Source organism: Anaplasma bovis (assembly GCF_036903315.1).
GTDB classification, from domain to species: Bacteria; Pseudomonadota; Alphaproteobacteria; order Rickettsiales; family Anaplasmataceae; genus Anaplasma; species Anaplasma bovis.
The window spans coordinates 1-16,948 of record NZ_JAWLNY010000019.1 but is presented as its reverse complement, the minus strand read 5'-3'; the positions used below and the strand labels follow the sequence as shown (position 1 = coordinate 16,948).

The 16,948-nt window shown below is 42.4% G+C and carries 16 protein-coding genes; 12 read left to right on the top strand and 4 right to left on the bottom strand.

Annotation, left to right across the window (positions count from 1 at the left end):
* Positions 1–769: 769 nt before the first annotated feature.
* Positions 770–943: a hypothetical protein gene (locus tag R4I06_RS02565; protein WP_334413966.1), complete on the bottom strand. Its 174-nt coding sequence runs from the start codon at positions 941–943 to the stop codon at positions 770–772.
* A 35-nt stretch (positions 944–978) separates the two neighbouring features.
* Positions 979–2,271 carry a serine--tRNA ligase gene (gene serS, locus R4I06_RS02560; RefSeq protein ID WP_334413964.1) on the bottom strand — a complete coding sequence of 431 codons (1,293 nt, stop codon included), beginning with the start codon at positions 2,269–2,271 and terminating at the stop codon, positions 979–981.
* Positions 2,272–2,356: 85 nt separating this feature from the next.
* Here serS and R4I06_RS02555 point away from each other — a divergent pair, with 85 nt between their 5' ends.
* Together R4I06_RS02555 and R4I06_RS02550 are read left to right on the top strand one after the other, a co-directional pair.
* Positions 2,357–3,694, top strand: a complete 1,338-nt coding sequence (locus R4I06_RS02555) for a DNA recombination protein RmuC (RefSeq protein ID WP_334413963.1) — start codon at positions 2,357–2,359, stop codon at positions 3,692–3,694.
* A 244-nt stretch (positions 3,695–3,938) separates the two neighbouring features.
* Positions 3,939–4,625 (top strand): VirB8/TrbF family protein, encoded by a 687-nt coding sequence (locus R4I06_RS02550; RefSeq protein ID WP_334413962.1) that lies wholly within the window; start codon positions 3,939–3,941, stop codon positions 4,623–4,625.
* 19 nt (positions 4,626–4,644) lie between these two features.
* Here R4I06_RS02550 and miaA read toward each other — a convergent pair whose 3' ends face one another.
* Positions 4,645–5,544, bottom strand: a complete 900-nt coding sequence (gene miaA / locus R4I06_RS02545; protein ID WP_334413961.1) for a tRNA (adenosine(37)-N6)-dimethylallyltransferase MiaA — start codon at positions 5,542–5,544, stop codon at positions 4,645–4,647.
* Between the two features lie 305 nt (positions 5,545–5,849).
* Between miaA and R4I06_RS02540 the strand changes: the two genes are divergently transcribed.
* The 3 genes from R4I06_RS02540 (at position 5,850) to nuoF (ending at position 8,778) form a co-directional block, all read left to right on the top strand.
* Entirely contained in the window at positions 5,850–6,311 is a 462-nt protein-coding gene (locus tag R4I06_RS02540) for a hypothetical protein (protein WP_334413967.1), read from the top strand.
* A gap of 35 nt (positions 6,312–6,346) precedes the next feature.
* Positions 6,347–7,441 carry a hypothetical protein gene (locus R4I06_RS02535; protein ID WP_334413960.1) on the top strand — a complete coding sequence of 365 codons (1,095 nt, stop codon included), beginning with the start codon at positions 6,347–6,349 and terminating at the stop codon, positions 7,439–7,441.
* 62 nt (positions 7,442–7,503) lie between these two features.
* The gene (nuoF, locus tag R4I06_RS02530; protein ID WP_334413959.1) at positions 7,504–8,778 is read left to right on the top strand and encodes an NADH-quinone oxidoreductase subunit NuoF; all 1,275 of its coding nucleotides are present in this window, start codon (positions 7,504–7,506) and stop codon (positions 8,776–8,778) included.
* Between the two features lie 54 nt (positions 8,779–8,832).
* On the opposite strand, the gene R4I06_RS02525 is transcribed toward nuoF, so the two are convergent.
* Positions 8,833–8,982, bottom strand: a complete 150-nt coding sequence (locus R4I06_RS02525; protein ID WP_334413958.1) for a hypothetical protein — start codon at positions 8,980–8,982, stop codon at positions 8,833–8,835.
* Positions 8,983–9,027: 45 nt separating this feature from the next.
* Here R4I06_RS02525 and R4I06_RS02520 point away from each other — a divergent pair, with 45 nt between their 5' ends.
* From R4I06_RS02520 to R4I06_RS02490, 7 genes are all read left to right on the top strand, one after another.
* On the top strand, positions 9,028–9,633 hold the full coding sequence (locus tag R4I06_RS02520; protein ID WP_334413957.1) for an NADH-quinone oxidoreductase subunit J: 606 nt from the start codon (positions 9,028–9,030) through the stop codon (positions 9,631–9,633).
* Between the two features lie 27 nt (positions 9,634–9,660).
* Positions 9,661–9,990, top strand: a complete 330-nt coding sequence (gene nuoK / locus R4I06_RS02515; RefSeq protein ID WP_334413956.1) for an NADH-quinone oxidoreductase subunit NuoK — start codon at positions 9,661–9,663, stop codon at positions 9,988–9,990.
* A 30-nt stretch (positions 9,991–10,020) separates the two neighbouring features.
* Positions 10,021–11,895, top strand: coding sequence for an NADH-quinone oxidoreductase subunit L (gene nuoL / locus R4I06_RS02510; RefSeq protein ID WP_334413955.1), 1,875 nt, complete (start codon positions 10,021–10,023; stop codon positions 11,893–11,895).
* The gene (locus R4I06_RS02505; protein ID WP_334413953.1) at positions 11,892–13,352 is read left to right on the top strand and encodes a complex I subunit 4 family protein; all 1,461 of its coding nucleotides are present in this window, start codon (positions 11,892–11,894) and stop codon (positions 13,350–13,352) included. Before nuoL ends, R4I06_RS02505 begins: the two co-directional genes overlap by 4 nt.
* Positions 13,353–13,368: 16 nt before the next feature.
* Positions 13,369–14,799, top strand: coding sequence for an NADH-quinone oxidoreductase subunit N (locus tag R4I06_RS02500; protein WP_334413951.1), 1,431 nt, complete (start codon positions 13,369–13,371; stop codon positions 14,797–14,799).
* Positions 14,800–14,832: 33 nt separating this feature from the next.
* Positions 14,833–16,029, top strand: a complete 1,197-nt coding sequence (gene dxr, locus R4I06_RS02495) for a 1-deoxy-D-xylulose-5-phosphate reductoisomerase (protein ID WP_334413950.1) — start codon at positions 14,833–14,835, stop codon at positions 16,027–16,029.
* A gap of 66 nt (positions 16,030–16,095) precedes the next feature.
* On the top strand, positions 16,096–16,948 hold an 853-nt coding region (locus R4I06_RS02490; protein ID WP_334413949.1), incomplete at its 3' end, for a TRP75-related protein.

Below are 16,948 nucleotides of genomic sequence, written 5' to 3'. Positions count from 1 at the left end.
TGTGGTCGGTGATAAGCTCGGTCAAGTGGATAAAGAGGGGGTCTGCGCCGCAGGTGTTGTAAAGTCAATAAATAGGGGGGGGGGGGAATAGGAGTTATTGATTACAGGACTTTCTGTAATGCAACGATGCTTCTGCTACATCTCGAAAAGTTATGGTGGTGCATATGGTTTCGTGTTCCTTCGGTGCGCAGCTCCAAGCAGCATACATGGAGAAATTATTCTTCATGTGCGTAATATAAAACATAAAGTATTAGATTATATAACTGATCTTAACTATCTGAAAGTCCCTGAGTATTCATTGTATAGTACAATTGAAGTTTTAGCAGAGAAATTGTTGATAACCGGAAGTGCTAATAGCTGAAGCAGCTTATCGAAGTGTTTCTAAGTAATACTATTAAAGTGATAAATAAACTTAGATTAGTAATCTCCTGATATTAGCCAAATATTTCTATAATACAAAGTTAAAGCTGATAGGTTTTGAAGTTTGATTTGCGTCGCGTAATGCACATGCAGCGAAGTGTATCATTTACACCGACCCGTTCCCGCAGAACGGTGTGTTTTGGCTAGAAGACGAAGTTCGTTTTTGATGCTGTAATGGTGTTAATATCTATGTACTTACGTAGAACATCTGGCACAGTAATGGATCAGTCTGTATTCTGGTAGTTTTCCATTATTGCTGCTATGGTCCTTCTATAGCCAGAGCTGATCCGTTCAACGTATGTACAAAACTTGAATGTTTTGCTCATCCTTTGAGATCGCATGTGCTGGCCTAGAAGACGAAGTTCGTTTTTGATGCTGTAATAGCGTTAATGTCCATGTACTTCCGTGAAACATCAGGCACAGTGATGGATCCGTCTGTATTCTGGTAGTTTGCCATTATTGTGGCCATGGTTCTCCTATAGCCAAAGCCAAACCATTCAGCATATGCGGCGAATTGTAGCATTCCCACCAGTTGCCCTGTAGGAGGATACATTTTGCCTAGAAGACGAAGCTCGCTTTTGATGCTGTGATAGTGTTGGTGTCCATGTACTTACGCAAAACATCCGGCACAGTAATGGATCCATCCGCATTCTGGTAGTTTTCCATTATTGCGGCTATAGTTCTTCCTATGGCTAGAGCTGATCCGTTCAACGTGTGTACAAAACGTGAATGTTTAGTCTGCCCCTCAGAAAAGAAATACTTTGCACGCATTCGCCTTGCTTGAAAAGCTTTGCAATTTGAACAACTAGAAATTTCCCTATACTTGCTCTGAGCAGGCATCCATACTTCAATGTCGTACGACATGCTAGCAGAGAATCCCATGTCTCCGGAGCATAAAAGCATCACCCTGTAAGGCAAATCCAAGCGCTTCAGTACTTCCTCAGCCACGGATAGCATTCTTATCAGTTCTTTATCTGATTCATTCTCCTCTGTTATGCTAACTAGCTCTACTTTGCTAAATTGATGCTGCCGTATCATTCCTCTGGTATCAAGTCCTGCACTACCTGCTTCCGCACGAAAGCACTGTGAATATGCTGTAAATCTCAAAGGAAGGCACTGTAGAGGAATGTTTACTCCTGCCACTAGATTGGTAAGAACGACCTCGCTTGTGGGTATTAACCTTAAGTCATTTGTAGTAACGAAGGAATCTTCGTGAAATTTTGGCAGCTGTCCGACATTATACATCGCCGAATCATTGACTAGAGCCTGATGAAAAACTTCCGTATAGCCAAACTCTGCAGAGTGCATACAAAGCATGAAATTTGCCAAGGCTCTCTCTAGTTGAGCAAGCTGCCCTACCAGGATAGAAAACCTAGATCCAGAAAGAGAAGCTGCACGACGAAAATCCATCAACTTCAATGCTTCTCCAGTTTCATAGTGAGGTACAGGCTGGAATGGAAAATTTTTCTTCTTTCCCCAAGTCCTTACTTCCACATTGTCGGCCTCGCTCAGTCCTATAGGTACAGAAGCATCCGGAATGTTTGGGAGCATATCCATTAGCCTTTGGAGCTCATCGTCCTCACGCAATTTTTTCTCAAGAGCGCTTATATCTAGAGCTACTTTTTTTGAAAGTTCAACTTGCTGAGACGCATCGTCGCCACGCCGTCTCATTGCGGCTATCTCTTTGGTTATTGAATTACGCTGTTCTTGTAGAGAATAAAGAGCAGATAGGTCTTTTTTTTTTCTAGAGCTCAGAGATATGATCTTCTCTGCCTGCTTATCCAAGCCACGCGCGGCCATGGCCTTGTCAAATAGTTCTGGGTTATCTCTTATGAACTCTATGTCGTGCATCTCTCTTATGTGTGCAGAAGAACTTGGACATACTATACGATAAAGAATACAATTATTTAATACTATTTTGTAGTCTATCCTGGATATGGTGTTCGGAATTGCAGAGTACGTGGCAACCGCAGCGGTGTTTGTATGCGGATTTTTTATCTATATATTCACCACCAGGATGGTGTCTAGACATGTGCATGATCTCGCTTTGCAGCAGAATAAGGATCTCGAACATAGGCTAAGAGCAGGCCAAGTAGAAAATGCTTCTATGCAGAAAAGGGTTGATGAACTATCTGAGGAATTAAGGGCTGCTAGGGAAAGGTTGTTATCTCTAGAAGTGGAAAACAAGAGTCTAGCGAAAATGAATATGCAGCTGGACGAGTTTTCAAAGCTTATTGATGGTCAGTGCAAAATTCACTTTGAGAATTTAGCGAATAAAATTTTCGATGAAAAAATAGACAAATTTAACAAGACATCTAAAGAAGGGCTAGGCCAAGTGCTTGAACCCATGAAAGAGAATATGGAGTTGTTAAAGAGAAAACTAGAGGAATCGTTTTTGAGATATGGCCAAGAGCAATTCTCACTAAAGAATGAGATAAAGCGCATAGTACTGGCAAATGAAAGAATAACTCTGCAGGCTGAAGGTCTTACCAATGCGTTGAAAGGCGATAATAAACTGCAGGGCAACTGGGGAGAAGTTGTACTACAAAGAGTGCTAGAAGATTCTGGGCTTCGCAGGGACTGCGATTACAAAGTGCAAAGTTCGGGCATGAATTTAACCGGTGTAGATGGCGGAAGGCAGTATCCGGATGTTATTGTGTTGCTTCCAGATAACAAGCACATAGTCGTGGATTCAAAGGTGTCTTTAGTGCACTACGAAAGGTACTGTTCAGAGTGTGGAGGTGAGGCAGCAAAGCTGTCACATTTGAAAAGTTTTGTGAACTCCGTTAGGGCGCATGTAAATGACCTTTCTGGGAAGAGGTACTCGGACATAGTGGGCATAAATGCTCCGGATTTTGTATTGATGTTCATTCCTATTGAGAGTGCGTATTTTCTTATGGTGCGTGCTGATCCCGAACTACATGGACATGCATGGGCAAAAAAGATAGTCATTGTCTGTCCGTCTACACTGCTAGCAACGCTGAAGACTATAGAATCTTTGTGGAGATTAGAAAGGCAAAACCGCAATACAATGGAAATTGCCCGTCAAGGGGGTGCATTATACGATAAGATTGCAGGATTTGTTAACGAAATGCAGAAGCTGGGTAAGCAAATAAACTCTGTAGGTAGTGTGTACGAGGAGGCAATGAAGAAACTTTCTGAAGGTCATGGGAATATCTTGGCACGCACTAGAACTCTCAAGAGTCTGGGAGTCAAGACTTCGAAAAATATGGAAGTGGGCATAATTGACTCTGATTGCGAAGCAGAACAGTAAGGTAGAGCGGCGATGGTGGCTGATTATCTATGATATAGATGCAAGTATTGCCTAATATACACTGGCAAATCATTATTCCAACTTGTGAGTTAAATTTGCTATACATGTGCAGGGTGTTTATCTTTATCCTAACCAAATGCAACTATAAATGCCTGTGGCGTATCTTATGCGGGTGTAGGTTTTGTGCTTTCAACGAGAAAGTATGGGTATATATCTTAATTTGTGAAATTGTGAAGGATGAAGGATGAGTGATGGTTTTACCGGGGATAAAGAAGAATATTTTGATAGTGCTCTAGAATGGTACTTTACAAGATATATGACCGTAGTTACGGAGAGGTCATGGCTATTTTTCCTCCTGGTGGTTTTTACAGTATTTTTGGTATTCCTTTCGTGCGATATATATTCCATGTTTCCTACCAAGACGGATTTCAGCTTTGTTAAGTATACGGACAGATACAGTGATGAGTTTCTACGCATTAAAAGGCTGAGTACTGACGTATATCAGAAAGAAGAGGATCTTCTGTCTACATATTTGGCTGGGGAATACGTAAAGCGTTATGAATCCTATCATAGGGGAAATGAGGAAATACAATTGGGATTTGTGAAGAATAATTCTTCCCGCAGAATTTTCGTAGGATTCAAAAACATGATGGACAAGGGCACTACGTTGTATCACCTTATCTCTAAGTACAAAACGGAAGATGTTATAGTTGAGGCGGTAATAGACAAAGTTGAGTTATTACCCAAAAGTGTTGCCTCTCTGAGCAGTGCGGTCGTGGAATTCAAGGTCAAACATATCGTGCACGGCGTTCTCGCAGACACGGAGTCACGTAAGGTTCTAGTTTCCTTTTCCCTGTCAAATGTTAGGCTTGCATCAGCGGGGGTTGTACCGTTTGAGTTCGCAATCCATACTTACCAGTACATAGACTAGGGGCATGCAGGGGTTTTGCCTACAGTATGGAAGATATGTACGACACCGCCTCCTCATGACTGCGAAAAAATAACCTGTCTTGTGGCAGTTGTGTCCTAAACCAGGTTTCCTGCCGTTTCGCATAGTGCCTAGTGTTCTTTTGTGCCCTGGATATGGCGTCAGCTAATGAAAGTGTTCCAGCGAGATATTCCCTTATTTCTGGGACTCCGTGTGCCTTCATAATGGGCATGTTTTCAGGTATTCCTAGCGACATTAGGTACTGAACTTCTGACACAGCGTCAGAATTCATCATTTCCAAGAACCTTTTGTCTATTTTCCTGTAAAGTTCAGACCGTTCTGGGAGCAAAACGCATATTTTGTAATCATAAAAAGCATCACCTTTTGGGCGTGTCTTTTCTCTCCACGTGTATATAGATATGCCAGTTTGTTTTACAGTCTCAAATGCACGTACTAGTCTGTAAGTGTTATTTTTATGTAGCTTCTGTGCATTGGGGTCTAAATCCACGAGCATCTCGTAAAATTTTTCATTTCCAACCCTTGCCAGCAGGGCCCTAGTTTCTTCGCGTATCTCATCATCAATTTCTGGCAGCTCTGACATGCCAAACAGTATGCTGTTTATGTACATACCGGTGCCACCGGTCAGTATTGGTGATAAGCCATCACTAAAAGCATTGTGGATTTCTTTTGTTGCGTCATCCAACCACAGTTTTATTGAATAATTTACGGTTGGACTCACATATCCGTATAACCTCAGATCTGAGCAATTTTTTTGAGGCTGGTCGGTGATTATTGGAACGCCTTTGTAGACCTGTTTAGAATCACAATTTATTATTCTGCACGACTTATGGGCGCTCAGTGTATCGCAAACTTTAGATTTTCCCGATGCAGTCGGCCCGGTCAGAATTATTAATCTTTTCATCGGTGTTTAGTAAAAGGGTTGCAGTCTATCACATAGTAGCGCATCACAACAAGATTATTGTATTCGCTGTCAGGTCGCATACACGCAAGAGAATACTATAAGGTATAATATACCTTTATTACAGCGCGAATTCTATTCGTTAATCTAATGTACATCAAAAACTGCTACTCTAACACGGTGCTGCTATGCATGGCGCTTAATGCGAAGCCGAGTGGTTTTGAATGCTATTGAACAGGAGAGTAGCACGTGTTACACTCTGAGAGTTGCTGCTTTACTCGGTTGTTTGCGTAATTAAGGGTGTAGTGATGACTGATAAGGAGAGTACTGGAAGTAAGGGATTTGCGTCTAGGTTTAGCAGGAATAAGCCCGTTTTGGGAGATAAAAGTGGTGACGGCAAAAGTACTTCTGGTGCGGGTGAGTCTGGTGGTGGGTTCGCTAAAAAGTTTGCAAGTCCTACTGAAAAGACATCTGCCTCTTTTACGGAGAACAAGAGTGTTTTAAGAAGCAGGACTGTAAGTACTGAAGGCTTTGCTAAGGCTACAAAAAGGAGCAGGCTGGATTGCTTATTTCTTGTCAGAGGTAAGGACAGAGGGAAGCCCGCGTGGCACTACGTTTTGGTTGATAAGCATAAACTAGAGATGTTTTTAGAAAAGAGTAAAAGTGGTTCTCTAGATGTGGCACTGTATGGGGAGATTTTGTACTCAGGATGGGGGGAAAATCCTCCAGAGGACATAGTGCAGAAAATTAAGGATGAGTTTGGGATATAATACTGTTTGTCTGCGCGTGTAGTTTTTGATCTATTGTGGGAGTTCTTTTGCCTATCAGCAAGTTAATGATCGTGGACCCTGGCTCCTCTCAAATGGGGGTTGTGAGGCGCATTTTATGCTGTGGCATAGGGGTGGTGCTATGTTACACGGGCGCTAGTGAGGATTCTCCATGGTTAGACGAACTTGTAGAAGTGCGTCATTCTGGCAGCAAGGGCTTCAGCGTTGGAGATATAGACTGCATTTTGGAATTCATAGATACAGAAGAAAAGAGGATAGAGTTCCTTCGATCAGAAGCTGTCATCAACAGTGGGGTACCCGTATTATCTCGTGGTACCACGTTGTCGTTTAGAGACGTATTATGTTCAAAGGTAGGTAGCAGTGTACTCAGCAGAATTGTCAATGTGAATCTTCCTTCTTTCTATCAAAAGGCGCTAGTCTTTGAGTGTGCGTTTCATGCAGAAAACTCGGCAGATTGTAGAAATTTATTGAAAAAATTGTTGAATGAGAAGGTGAAGCTAATTGCCTATGAAGGCTATGAATACGGATTTTACGATAAGATAGGTTATTTTTTTGCGACTGCCTGTATAGTAGGGGCGTATGTATCTGAAGTTGATGTAGAAGTTGCAGACTATATAATTGCTTGTGAAAACACCGGGATATCATTGGGTACGTTTGCGACATTGGATAGGCTGGGAATAGACATATTTCTCAAGGCACTTGAATGTAGAGTAGAAGATGATGAAATGTTGAGATCTATGTACAAAAGACTGCCGCTGGTTATATACGATATGGTATCCGATGGAGTGGTAGGTCTAGGAAGTAGGGGAGGCTTCTACAGGACGTATGATATGCTATATGGGAAAGTTAGCCAGGTGATAGATATTGCTAGCGGGTTATATAGGCTTGAAAAGAGGGACATGTATTTACATGAGTGTCTTTTAGATAATGACCGCTGCGAGAAGTTTATACAGTTTGTGTGGCAGTCTTTCTTTTCGTATGTTAAGCGCATTCTGGAGCTTTATGGTGCCAGCTGTTTGTCTGTGATAGATGCGGTATTGTGCACGGGATATGGGTGGAAATACGGAGTGCGTGAGATAGCGTCTAGGACCGGTATCGACTTTCAGATGTGAAGCTGGGGATGTGTTTTGTGATATGTACTGCCTTATGTGTATTTTGTGTCCTTAGGTAATATGTGAAGAACGAAGACGCGATATTTACAAACTTATCTGGGAAGGAATCCCCCTATTTGAAAGCGGCCATGAGTCGTGGTGTGTGGAGTACTACCAAGGATATATTACTACTTGGACGCGAGAGAATAATACAAGAAATAAAAGATTCGGGCTTAAGGGGACGAGGTGGCGCAGGATTTCCTACGGGCTTAAAGTGGAGCTTCATGCCCAAACAACGAGCGGATAATATGCCGGCCTATCTGGTCGTAAATGCGGATGAATCGGAGCCTGGCACGTGCAAGGACAGGGATATCATTCGTTATGACCCTCATAAGATTCTTGAAGGTATACTAATTGCAGGATTTGCGATGGGTGTCACCACTTCGTACATATATATACGAGGTGAGTTCTACAATGAATACCAAGTTCTATTTCAGGCTTTACAGGAGGCATACAGTCACGGGTTACTTGGTAAAAACGCGTGTAAGTCAGGTTACGACTTAGATGTGTACATACACAGGGGTGCGGGTGCATATATTTGTGGTGAAGAAAGCGCGCAGCTAGAGTCCATAGAAGGTAGAAAGGGCATGCCTAGGTTGAAGCCGCCATTTCCTGCTGCTGTGGGATTGTACGGCGCTCCTACCACTGTTAATAATGTTGAAACTATAGCTGTAGTAGGCGATATAATGCGAAGAGGTGCGGGATGGTTTTCGTCACTTGGCGTACCTAATAATGCCGGCACGAAAGTTTTTTGTATATCTGGTCACGTTAACAATCCATGCAACGTTGAGGAGGAATTGGGCATACCAATGAGGGAACTCATAGAGAAATATGCGGGAGGAGTTATAGGGGGATGGGATAACCTTTTGGCAGTAATTCCTGGTGGCTCTTCGGTTCCCATGTTGCCAAAGTCCACGTGTGATGAAGTTACCATGGATTTTGATGCTTTAAAGGCTGTTAAATCTGGATTGGGTACAGCTGGGATGATAGTAATGAATAAATCCACAGATCTCATAGAGGCAATAGAGAGAATATCCGGTTTCTACATGCATGAATCTTGTGGGCAATGTAGCCCTTGTAGAGAGGGAACTGGTTGGATGTGGAGAATGATGAAGAAGATGGTCAGTGGTGAAGCAGAAAAAGAGGAGATTGACCACTTATTGGACGTTGCGTCGCAAATTGAAGGTCATACGATATGCGCATTAGCGGATGCTGCTGTGTGGCCAATACAGGGGTTGTTCAGACATTTTAGGCATGTTGTAGAAGAAAGAATAGAAAGCTACAAGAAGACATCTTAGACTAAGTTTTCTGTGTGCCAGTCCCATTCGTTTTATCTCATTCTTTAGCGAGAATTACTCCTGACCGTATCTCAAAAATGATTCCTCTAATTTTCTCTTTAACAACTCCATATCCTCTTTCATGGTCTCAAGTACTTGACCTAGCCCTTTCTTGTTAGTCGCCTGGCGGGGCTCGTGGTAAATCGTCTTGCAAGTGTGTGCCATTGCGTACTATCATTGGCGCCAGTATGTCGGTGCTCGAGCAGATTCATGGTTGCATTGTTGTTCTACTGTTTTGCAGTGATGTTGGTGTTTGCTGCTGTCGGCACTATAGTTGCGCTGAACCCGGTATATGCGGTTCTTAATCTCATTTTGACATTTACTGTTTCTAGTGCACTTTTTGTCCTTATGGGGTCAGAGTTCATAGCCATGCTAGTCGTAATTGTGTACGTGGGGGCTGTAGCGGTACTATTCCTGTTTGTTATAATGATGTTGGATGCTGGTTATGTGAAGTTAACACACGGGTTGGTGAAGTTTTACCCTGTGGGCATAGTTCTTGGGTCCGTTTTCTTCCTGTGTTCTTTGTACGCCATTTTCCGCACCAAAGTCGCTTATTTTAATGCGAATGGAGGGGGCGCCACGATGGATCCAGTTGGAAATGTGTTTATCATAGGATCTCAGCTGTACACGAAGTATTTTTACGCATTTCAGATGGTTGGATTGCTCTTGTTGACTGCAGCTGTAGGGACTTTAGTGCTCACATTGAGTTTTACTAAGTCAAAATCTCTAAAACAAGACGTTAGGCTTCAAGTTAGCAGGTCATCAAAGGTCAGGCTAGTATCCCCGAAGGTTGGCGGTGGTATAGATGATTTGTAGTTATTGCGTGCCATTGAGGATATTTAAATGGAATTTCTAGTCAATTCTGGAATACTGCTGGAGCATTTTCTTGTAGTTGCAGCTATCCTATTTGTAACAGGAGTGTGCGGAGTTGTTGTAAACCGAAAAAGTATGATAAACGTCATGTTATCGCTGGAGGTTATGCTGCTTGCTGCGAATTTGAATTTTGTGGCGTTTTCTACTTACACAGGAGATATACAGGGGCAAATTTTTGTAATATTCATATTGGCTGTAGCAGCTGCTGAATCAGCTATAGGACTTGCTATAATGTTGGCTCATTTTAGAAACACCGGGAGCATAGAATTGGACAAGGCTGATTTTTTAGGAAAGGTATAGATTACTTCTGAACGTGGTAAGGTAGGTGTTGTGGTAAGTTGTGAGTTTTTGTGTGTCCTTTGCCCAATATTTGGTGCTATTTTCGGTTACATGCTTAGGCGCAATGCCCAACTATCTCGCGTATTGATATGCCTATGTGTGGCTGTGTCATCTGTCATTTCGTGGAAAATCTTTTTCGCTTTCGAGCAGAATTACTGCATAAACGTAGTTCCCTGGATAAAAATAGGAGAACTATCCGTAGATTGGTCAATATACATAGATAAACTCACCGCTGTTATGATGATAGTGGTTACAACGGTTTCCTTCGTAGTGCATTTGTATTCTACTGGATATATGGCGCATGACAATGGAGAGATAAGATTTCTCTCATACTTGTCCATGTTTACGTTTTTCATGCTCGTTTTAGTGACAAGTAGAAATATAATGCAGCTATTCGTAGGGTGGGAAGGCGTGGGTCTCTGTTCCTATCTTTTGATAGGGTTTTGGTTCCATAAAGACTCCGCAAATAAGTCCGCAATGAAAGCGTTTATCGTAAACAGAGTCGGGGATCTATTCTTTCTTTTGGGAATTTTGCTGCTTCTTCATATATTTCACACGGTAAACTTTGATGAGATATTTCGAGTCATAGAAGGGGGATTAGCGCTTGAAAGTTATAGCATATTGGGGTTGCATGTAACGTTATTAGACCTAGCCTGCATTATGTTATTTTTCGGATGCATGGGAAAATCCGCACAATTAGGCTTGCATGTGTGGCTACCAGATGCGATGGAAGGCCCTACACCGGCATCTGCTTTAATTCATGCTGCAACTATGGTGACTGCGGGAGTATTCCTGATAGCAAGGAGTTCTCCTATATTTGAACTATCAGCAATTGCCAGAGACATTGTGTTTGCTGTGGGTGTAGCTACTTGCGTGGCAGCGGCTGCCATTGCGACTGTGCAGAGCGATATAAAGAAAATAATAGCATATTCTACATCAAGCCAACTGGGGTATATGTTCATGGCTTGCGGTGTTTCCAGCTATAACCTAGCTATATTCCATTTGCTGACGCACGCCTTTTTCAAGTCTATGCTCTTTTTGTTGGCTGGTAATGTGATTCACTCGAATAATGGTGAGCAGAGAATAACTCATATGAGCAAGAACTGCTGGCTAGATACACCGTATACTTACGGGTTGATGTGGGTGGGATCGCTTGCGCTCATGGGGGTTTTCCCGCTTGCGGGGCATTACTCAAAGGACCTGATAATAGAGAGCAGTTATGAGAACATAGTTGGATTTGTGCTTGCAAATTTAAGTGCGTCATTCACTGCATTTTATTCTTGCAGGTTGATGATGGAGGTCTTTCATAATTCTTCTTCTGAAAGAATCTCTTCCATCCATGAATCAAAGAAAATGATGCTTGTCCCGCTTCTGGTCCTTCTCATAGGTACGGTTTTTTCCGGAATGTGGGGCAAGGGCATGTTAAAAATTACTGAGCAAGAGTTCTGGGTTGGCAGTATGAAAGTGCATGAGATGCACGAGGAGATATCCGCAATACTTGAGCATATGCCTTCGATAATGGTGGTGTTAGGCTCCGGAGCGTATCTATTGCATAGGAGGTATGGGTTGCGAAATTTTGTGCCTAATATGCTGATTTTTCTATTAGAAAAGAAACTTTATTTTGACGAAGTGTATAACTACATTTTTGTTGTTCAGATGAGAAAAATAGCCACAATATTTTGGACCATTGTGGAGCAAAAAGTGATAGATTGTTGGGTCCTAGGTGGAATTACTAGGGCGATATGTATGTGCTCCGAAGGTAGCGTAATAATCCAGAATGGCAAGGTAGAAAGGTATGCACTCTTCACCTTGGTGGGAGCTGTGACTGTGGTGTTAGTTGTGGTGTATGGTTTAAAAGTACAGTGATATTGTTTGTTATATTGGCACCTATATTAGGAGCTGGATTTATTGCTTTTCTCAGCAATGGCATGCCTTTGCGTGCTAGGTGTGCTGCATTTACAGCAATAACTGGGGTAACGTTTTTGGCCAGCATCAAGATTTTGCTAGATTTTATAGGTCTCAATGCAGAATACGGGGTTCTGGAATCACGGCTATTAGGGCATATATTTGCACTTGATAATCTGGCTGTCACCATGGTGGTGCTGTCTACTTTCTTATGTTTTATATGTGCTTTATGTTCAGTTTGTGATGCTGCTCGCTGCTACAAGGACGATAGCGCTGCTGATAAGTGTTTTGCCTTATTATTGTTGTTAGAAGCATTTATAGTGGGCTTTTTCTCCACTCAAAATGCAGTTGTATTCTACGTATTCTTCGAATCTTCCCTGATTCCCATGTTTATGATAATAGGAACTTGGGGATATGGAGAGCGAATAAAAGCTGCATATACGTTTCTCATATATACCGCTGCAGTATCCTTGTTATTTTTAGCAACATTGGTGTACGGTAGCATTTTTCATGTAGGTCCGTTTAGCTCTTTCTATGAATTAGATGCATCGTACGGCACATTATCTCATGGGTTCAGGGTGGCTATGTGGGCAGCATGCTTTTTAGTGTTTGCTGTCAAACTTCCGATAGTCCCTTTTCATACATGGTTGCCAAAGGCACACGTTCAGGCCCCAACTGTAGGATCTATGCTGTTGGCTGGACTGTTGATAAAAATGGGGGGATATGGATTCATAAGGTTCTGCATTGGCGCATTTCCGGACATCAGCCAAACTTTTTCAAAGTTTGTCCTTTATGCTAGCGCCGTTTCTTTGGTCTATTCTTCTCTTGTTGCGTATGCACAAAAAAATATGAAGGCACTTATAGCATACTCTTCTGTGGCGCATATGAGTTACGTAGTAGCGGGAATATTTAGCTTTAATGAGAGCGGGGTAATTGGTGCAATTTTTCAAATGGTAAGCCATGGGTTGATATCTGCTGCGCTATTTTTGTGTGTGGGCATGATATACGCAAGAACTGGGACACTGGAAATGTCGAAATGTGGAGGTCTTGCTGCTACAATGCCTAGATTGTCTTCCATGGTAATTTTCTTTACCATGGCTTCAGTGGGACTACCGGGAACATCAGGCTTTGTGGGGGAATTTTTGTCGATTTTAGGCATCTTTCAACATGGATTCGTGGTGTGTTTTTTTGTTGCTGGAACAGTTTTGGGTGCCGCCTATATGTTACGTTTTTGTCGAGAAGTCATATGGGGTGTAAAAGCAGAAGGGTCGTGCTATAAGATTAGCAGTGACATAGGTGTGTGGGAATTTACCATTCTTATGGTGTTAGCAGCATTTGTTGTATTGTTAGGCGTATTGCCAGGCCCATTAATAGAGTTTCTAAAACCTTGGGCTAGAGCCGTTATGCCGTTATTATAGGGTCATATAAGTGATTGTGGGATATGGTTCATATCTAGAGAACATCGTAGGCATAATACCGGAGTTAGTGCTGGTGTGTGCTATACTTGTGTCATTAGTGGCTGGGATGTTTGTAAAAGAGACAATTATCCGGGGCATGGCAGTGGGGTTTTCCGGGATAGCAGTTGCTGTGTCATTTTTTGAGCTTAATTTTTATGGCAAATGCGGGCCTCTTCTCGGTGGATTGCTCATTAGGACGGACTATATCTATTTAGCTAGGGTTCTGGTTATTGCAGCTACTTTTGTTGTGTCTCTAATGTACCTTTTTGTACAGCGTAGTTATAGATACGAGTTTTCCGTAATGATGCTATTAGCATCATTGGGAGCTGTGACCGTTGTAGAGGCGAATAACTTTTTGTCCTTTTACCTTTCTTTTGAGCTTGTGGGATTTTCCTCTTACATAATGACGTGCTTTAACAGGTCTAATACTGCTTCTTCAGAAGCTGCGGTGAAATTTTTCATCTTAGGCGCTATGTCGTCTTGCATCATGTTGTACGGAATTTCCTTTATTTACGGATATTCAACAAGCCTCTCTTTTGACGTGCTGAAAGATGTGTTACTGGGTAGGGGGACGATTGGTGTCACATTCGGATGTACTTTATGCCTAATTGGGGTGTTATTTAAGCTCGCTGCTGTTCCATTTCACACTTGGGTTCCTGATACGTATAGAGGTGCTCCAACGGCTACTGTTGCTTTTTTCACCTTAGTTTCTAAGACTGCTATCACTTTACTGTGTGCGAGATTTGCAGCTGAACTGCCTACAATCGGTGAGGGATTTCAAAAAATTATGTTGGTACTGGCTGCCTTGTCTGTGACTGTAGGTGAGCTGGGTGCGCTTCAGCAGAGGAATATGAAAAAGCTAGTTGCATACGCGAATATAGGACACTTGGGGTATGTTCTTGCTGGGATAGGTGCTGGCAGTGTGGCTGCTGCTCCCGTGCTGTACTACGTCATAGTGTACTTTTTCATAAATGCGTGCGTATTTTCCATCCTCCTCAAATATGATGATGATGGTTTTGATATGTTGAAAATTGCTGGTATGGGCAGCAAAAATCCCGTAAGTGCGTGTATTTTAGTGGTAACGATGTTAGCTCTTGCGGGATTACCTCCATTCCCCGGTTTTTTTGCGAAATATTCTATACTTCGCGCAATAGTTGGTGGTGTTACTGATGCGTTTAGTGTATATACGTTGATCAGTATTTTGAGTCTGAGCGTTGCGAGCATTATTCCTTGTTTTTACTGCTTTCGCATTGCCAAGGTAATATATTTTGACGAAGCGTCAGAAGATTATATTGATGTTTCTGGAAGAGGGCTATGTATCGTAACGGGTGCATGCATTTTGCTAGGCGTCAGTATGATACCGCTTATGAACAGTTTTATGTGGTACTTTGGCCATTTCCCCAGGTGATGGGGTGTTTGGTGTAGAATCTGGTTATGTCCTGTGAAAAAGGTTTTAGTATTTGGTTCAACGGGGTTTGTAGGTAAGAAAGCTGTACAGATTCTATACGAGAATCCTCAACATTTCGAAGTGCACACGCTCGTAGCCAATAATAATGTTCATCTATTGGCACTGCAGGCTAGATTGCTAAATGCGCAGTCTGTGGTTATTGCGGATGAGACCCTATATCAAGATTTAAAGGGATTACTTGCCGGAACTGCGATAAAGGTGTCTGCTGGCAAGTCTGGTATAAAGGAAGCTGCTTCGACGACTAAAGCGGCAACCGCTGTTATGGCGATAAGTGGGGTTGCTGCTCTGGAATACGTAGTGGACTTGCTTGAATCTGATGTAAAATGCATTGCGCTTGCGAATAAGGAGAGTGTAGTGTGCGGTGGGGCGCTTCTTATGGAAGCTGCCAAGAGGAGGGGTATAAGCATTGTTCCCTTGGATTCAGAACACAATGCTGTATTCAGAATATTGCATGATAGCGGATGTGATAATCTTATGGGAGTCACAATAACGGCTTCTGGGGGGCCTTTCTTGCGCTATTCTATAGATGAAATGAAGAATGTTGAGCTGAAAGACACATTGACTCATCCCATTTGGAGGATGGGGCGGAAAATTTCTATTGATAGCGCAACAATGGCCAATAAGGCCCTTGAGGTAATTGAAGCGAAAAATTTCTTCAATCTTGATCATACTAACATTAATGTGTTAGTCCATCCCGAAGCTGTGGTTCATGCTTTTGTTACGTATAGAGATGGAGCTTCTGCGGCATTGATGTACCCTCCAGATATGGCTATCCCAATGTTGCACGCGTTGTATTGGCCGGAAAAAATAAGACCTTCTGCGGCGGTAGTAGGTAGAAGGTTGTGCCTTGCTTCATGTGGTCAGCTGACGTTCATGGAGCCAGATCTTGAAAGATTTCCCGCGCTAAAGATAGGTTTTGATATTATAAAAAATAGTGAGTGTCATTCCGCGAGCATAGTGTTCAATGCCGCCAATGAAGTTGCTGTTGCTGCATTTTTGGATTATAAGATTCAATTTTTGGAGGTAGTTAGTGTTGTCTTAGATACTATGGACAAGGCACCACACAGAATGATGAATTCTATAACAGATATAATGGAATATGACCTATTTATTAGGGATATAACAAAAGAGATTGTGACTAGGAAGCAGAATGCTAAGCTTCTTGTATGATATTAAGTGTTGTACGTCGGTGCTTAATAGTGTTATTTACTCACACAGTAGCTTGTGGTTATGGATGTGAGAAGTGGTGTGTTCTGGTACGGTATGGAGGGTTTCGTGAGCATCTTTCGTAGATTTTCTCTATCTATTGGTTGTACATTGAGACTGGTGGTCATGTGTGTATCGCTATTAGGTTTGACTTCGTGCTTTGTAGGTAAGTACGCATTTGAAATGAGCAGAAACTATAGGCCTGTATATAATCCCGGGGGGCATCTTTTCGAGGAAGATGAGGATTTTGCCAGATCATATGAGCTGTACAAGAAACGTAGAGAAGATCTCCAGAACAGCGGTGATTCAGCTGCGCATAGTGAGCAAAAAAAGAAGAGATTAACAGAAGCCGAGAAGAGAAAGGTAGTAAGTAGGCTACGTAGGCATGGCGTTAAGGTTGCAGCTGCAGATGATAATAAGGGGGATATGGTTAATAACGAAGGTATTGACCTATCCAGAGTGAGGGGAGCGAGATTTATAGATGTCGATGTGAATGAAATTGCGAAACTTAAGGCTAAAAGTCGCACAAAAGCTGGTGCTACAGAAGCTGATCAGCAGATAGGGGAGAAAGGCGCTAATGACCAGAAAGAGTCACTTGAAGAAGGTACTGAGTCGCAACTGCCCGAGGGTGTAAATGAGCAAGATGTTGGTGCTAATGCGGCAGATAAAGATGGGCAGCAGCAAGGAAATGTTGATGAACTTGAGCCAGGAACTGTTGGTGATGAAGGCGAGGACTTTTTCGAAAGTGAAGAAGATGAAGATCGGCAGGATGCAGATATAAGTGGACTAGAGCCAGGTAGTGCTACCGCAGATAATAAGAGTACCGCCGATGATGAGGGTGAAGACTTCCTTGGTGAAGATGGAGATCAGCAGTATGCAGACG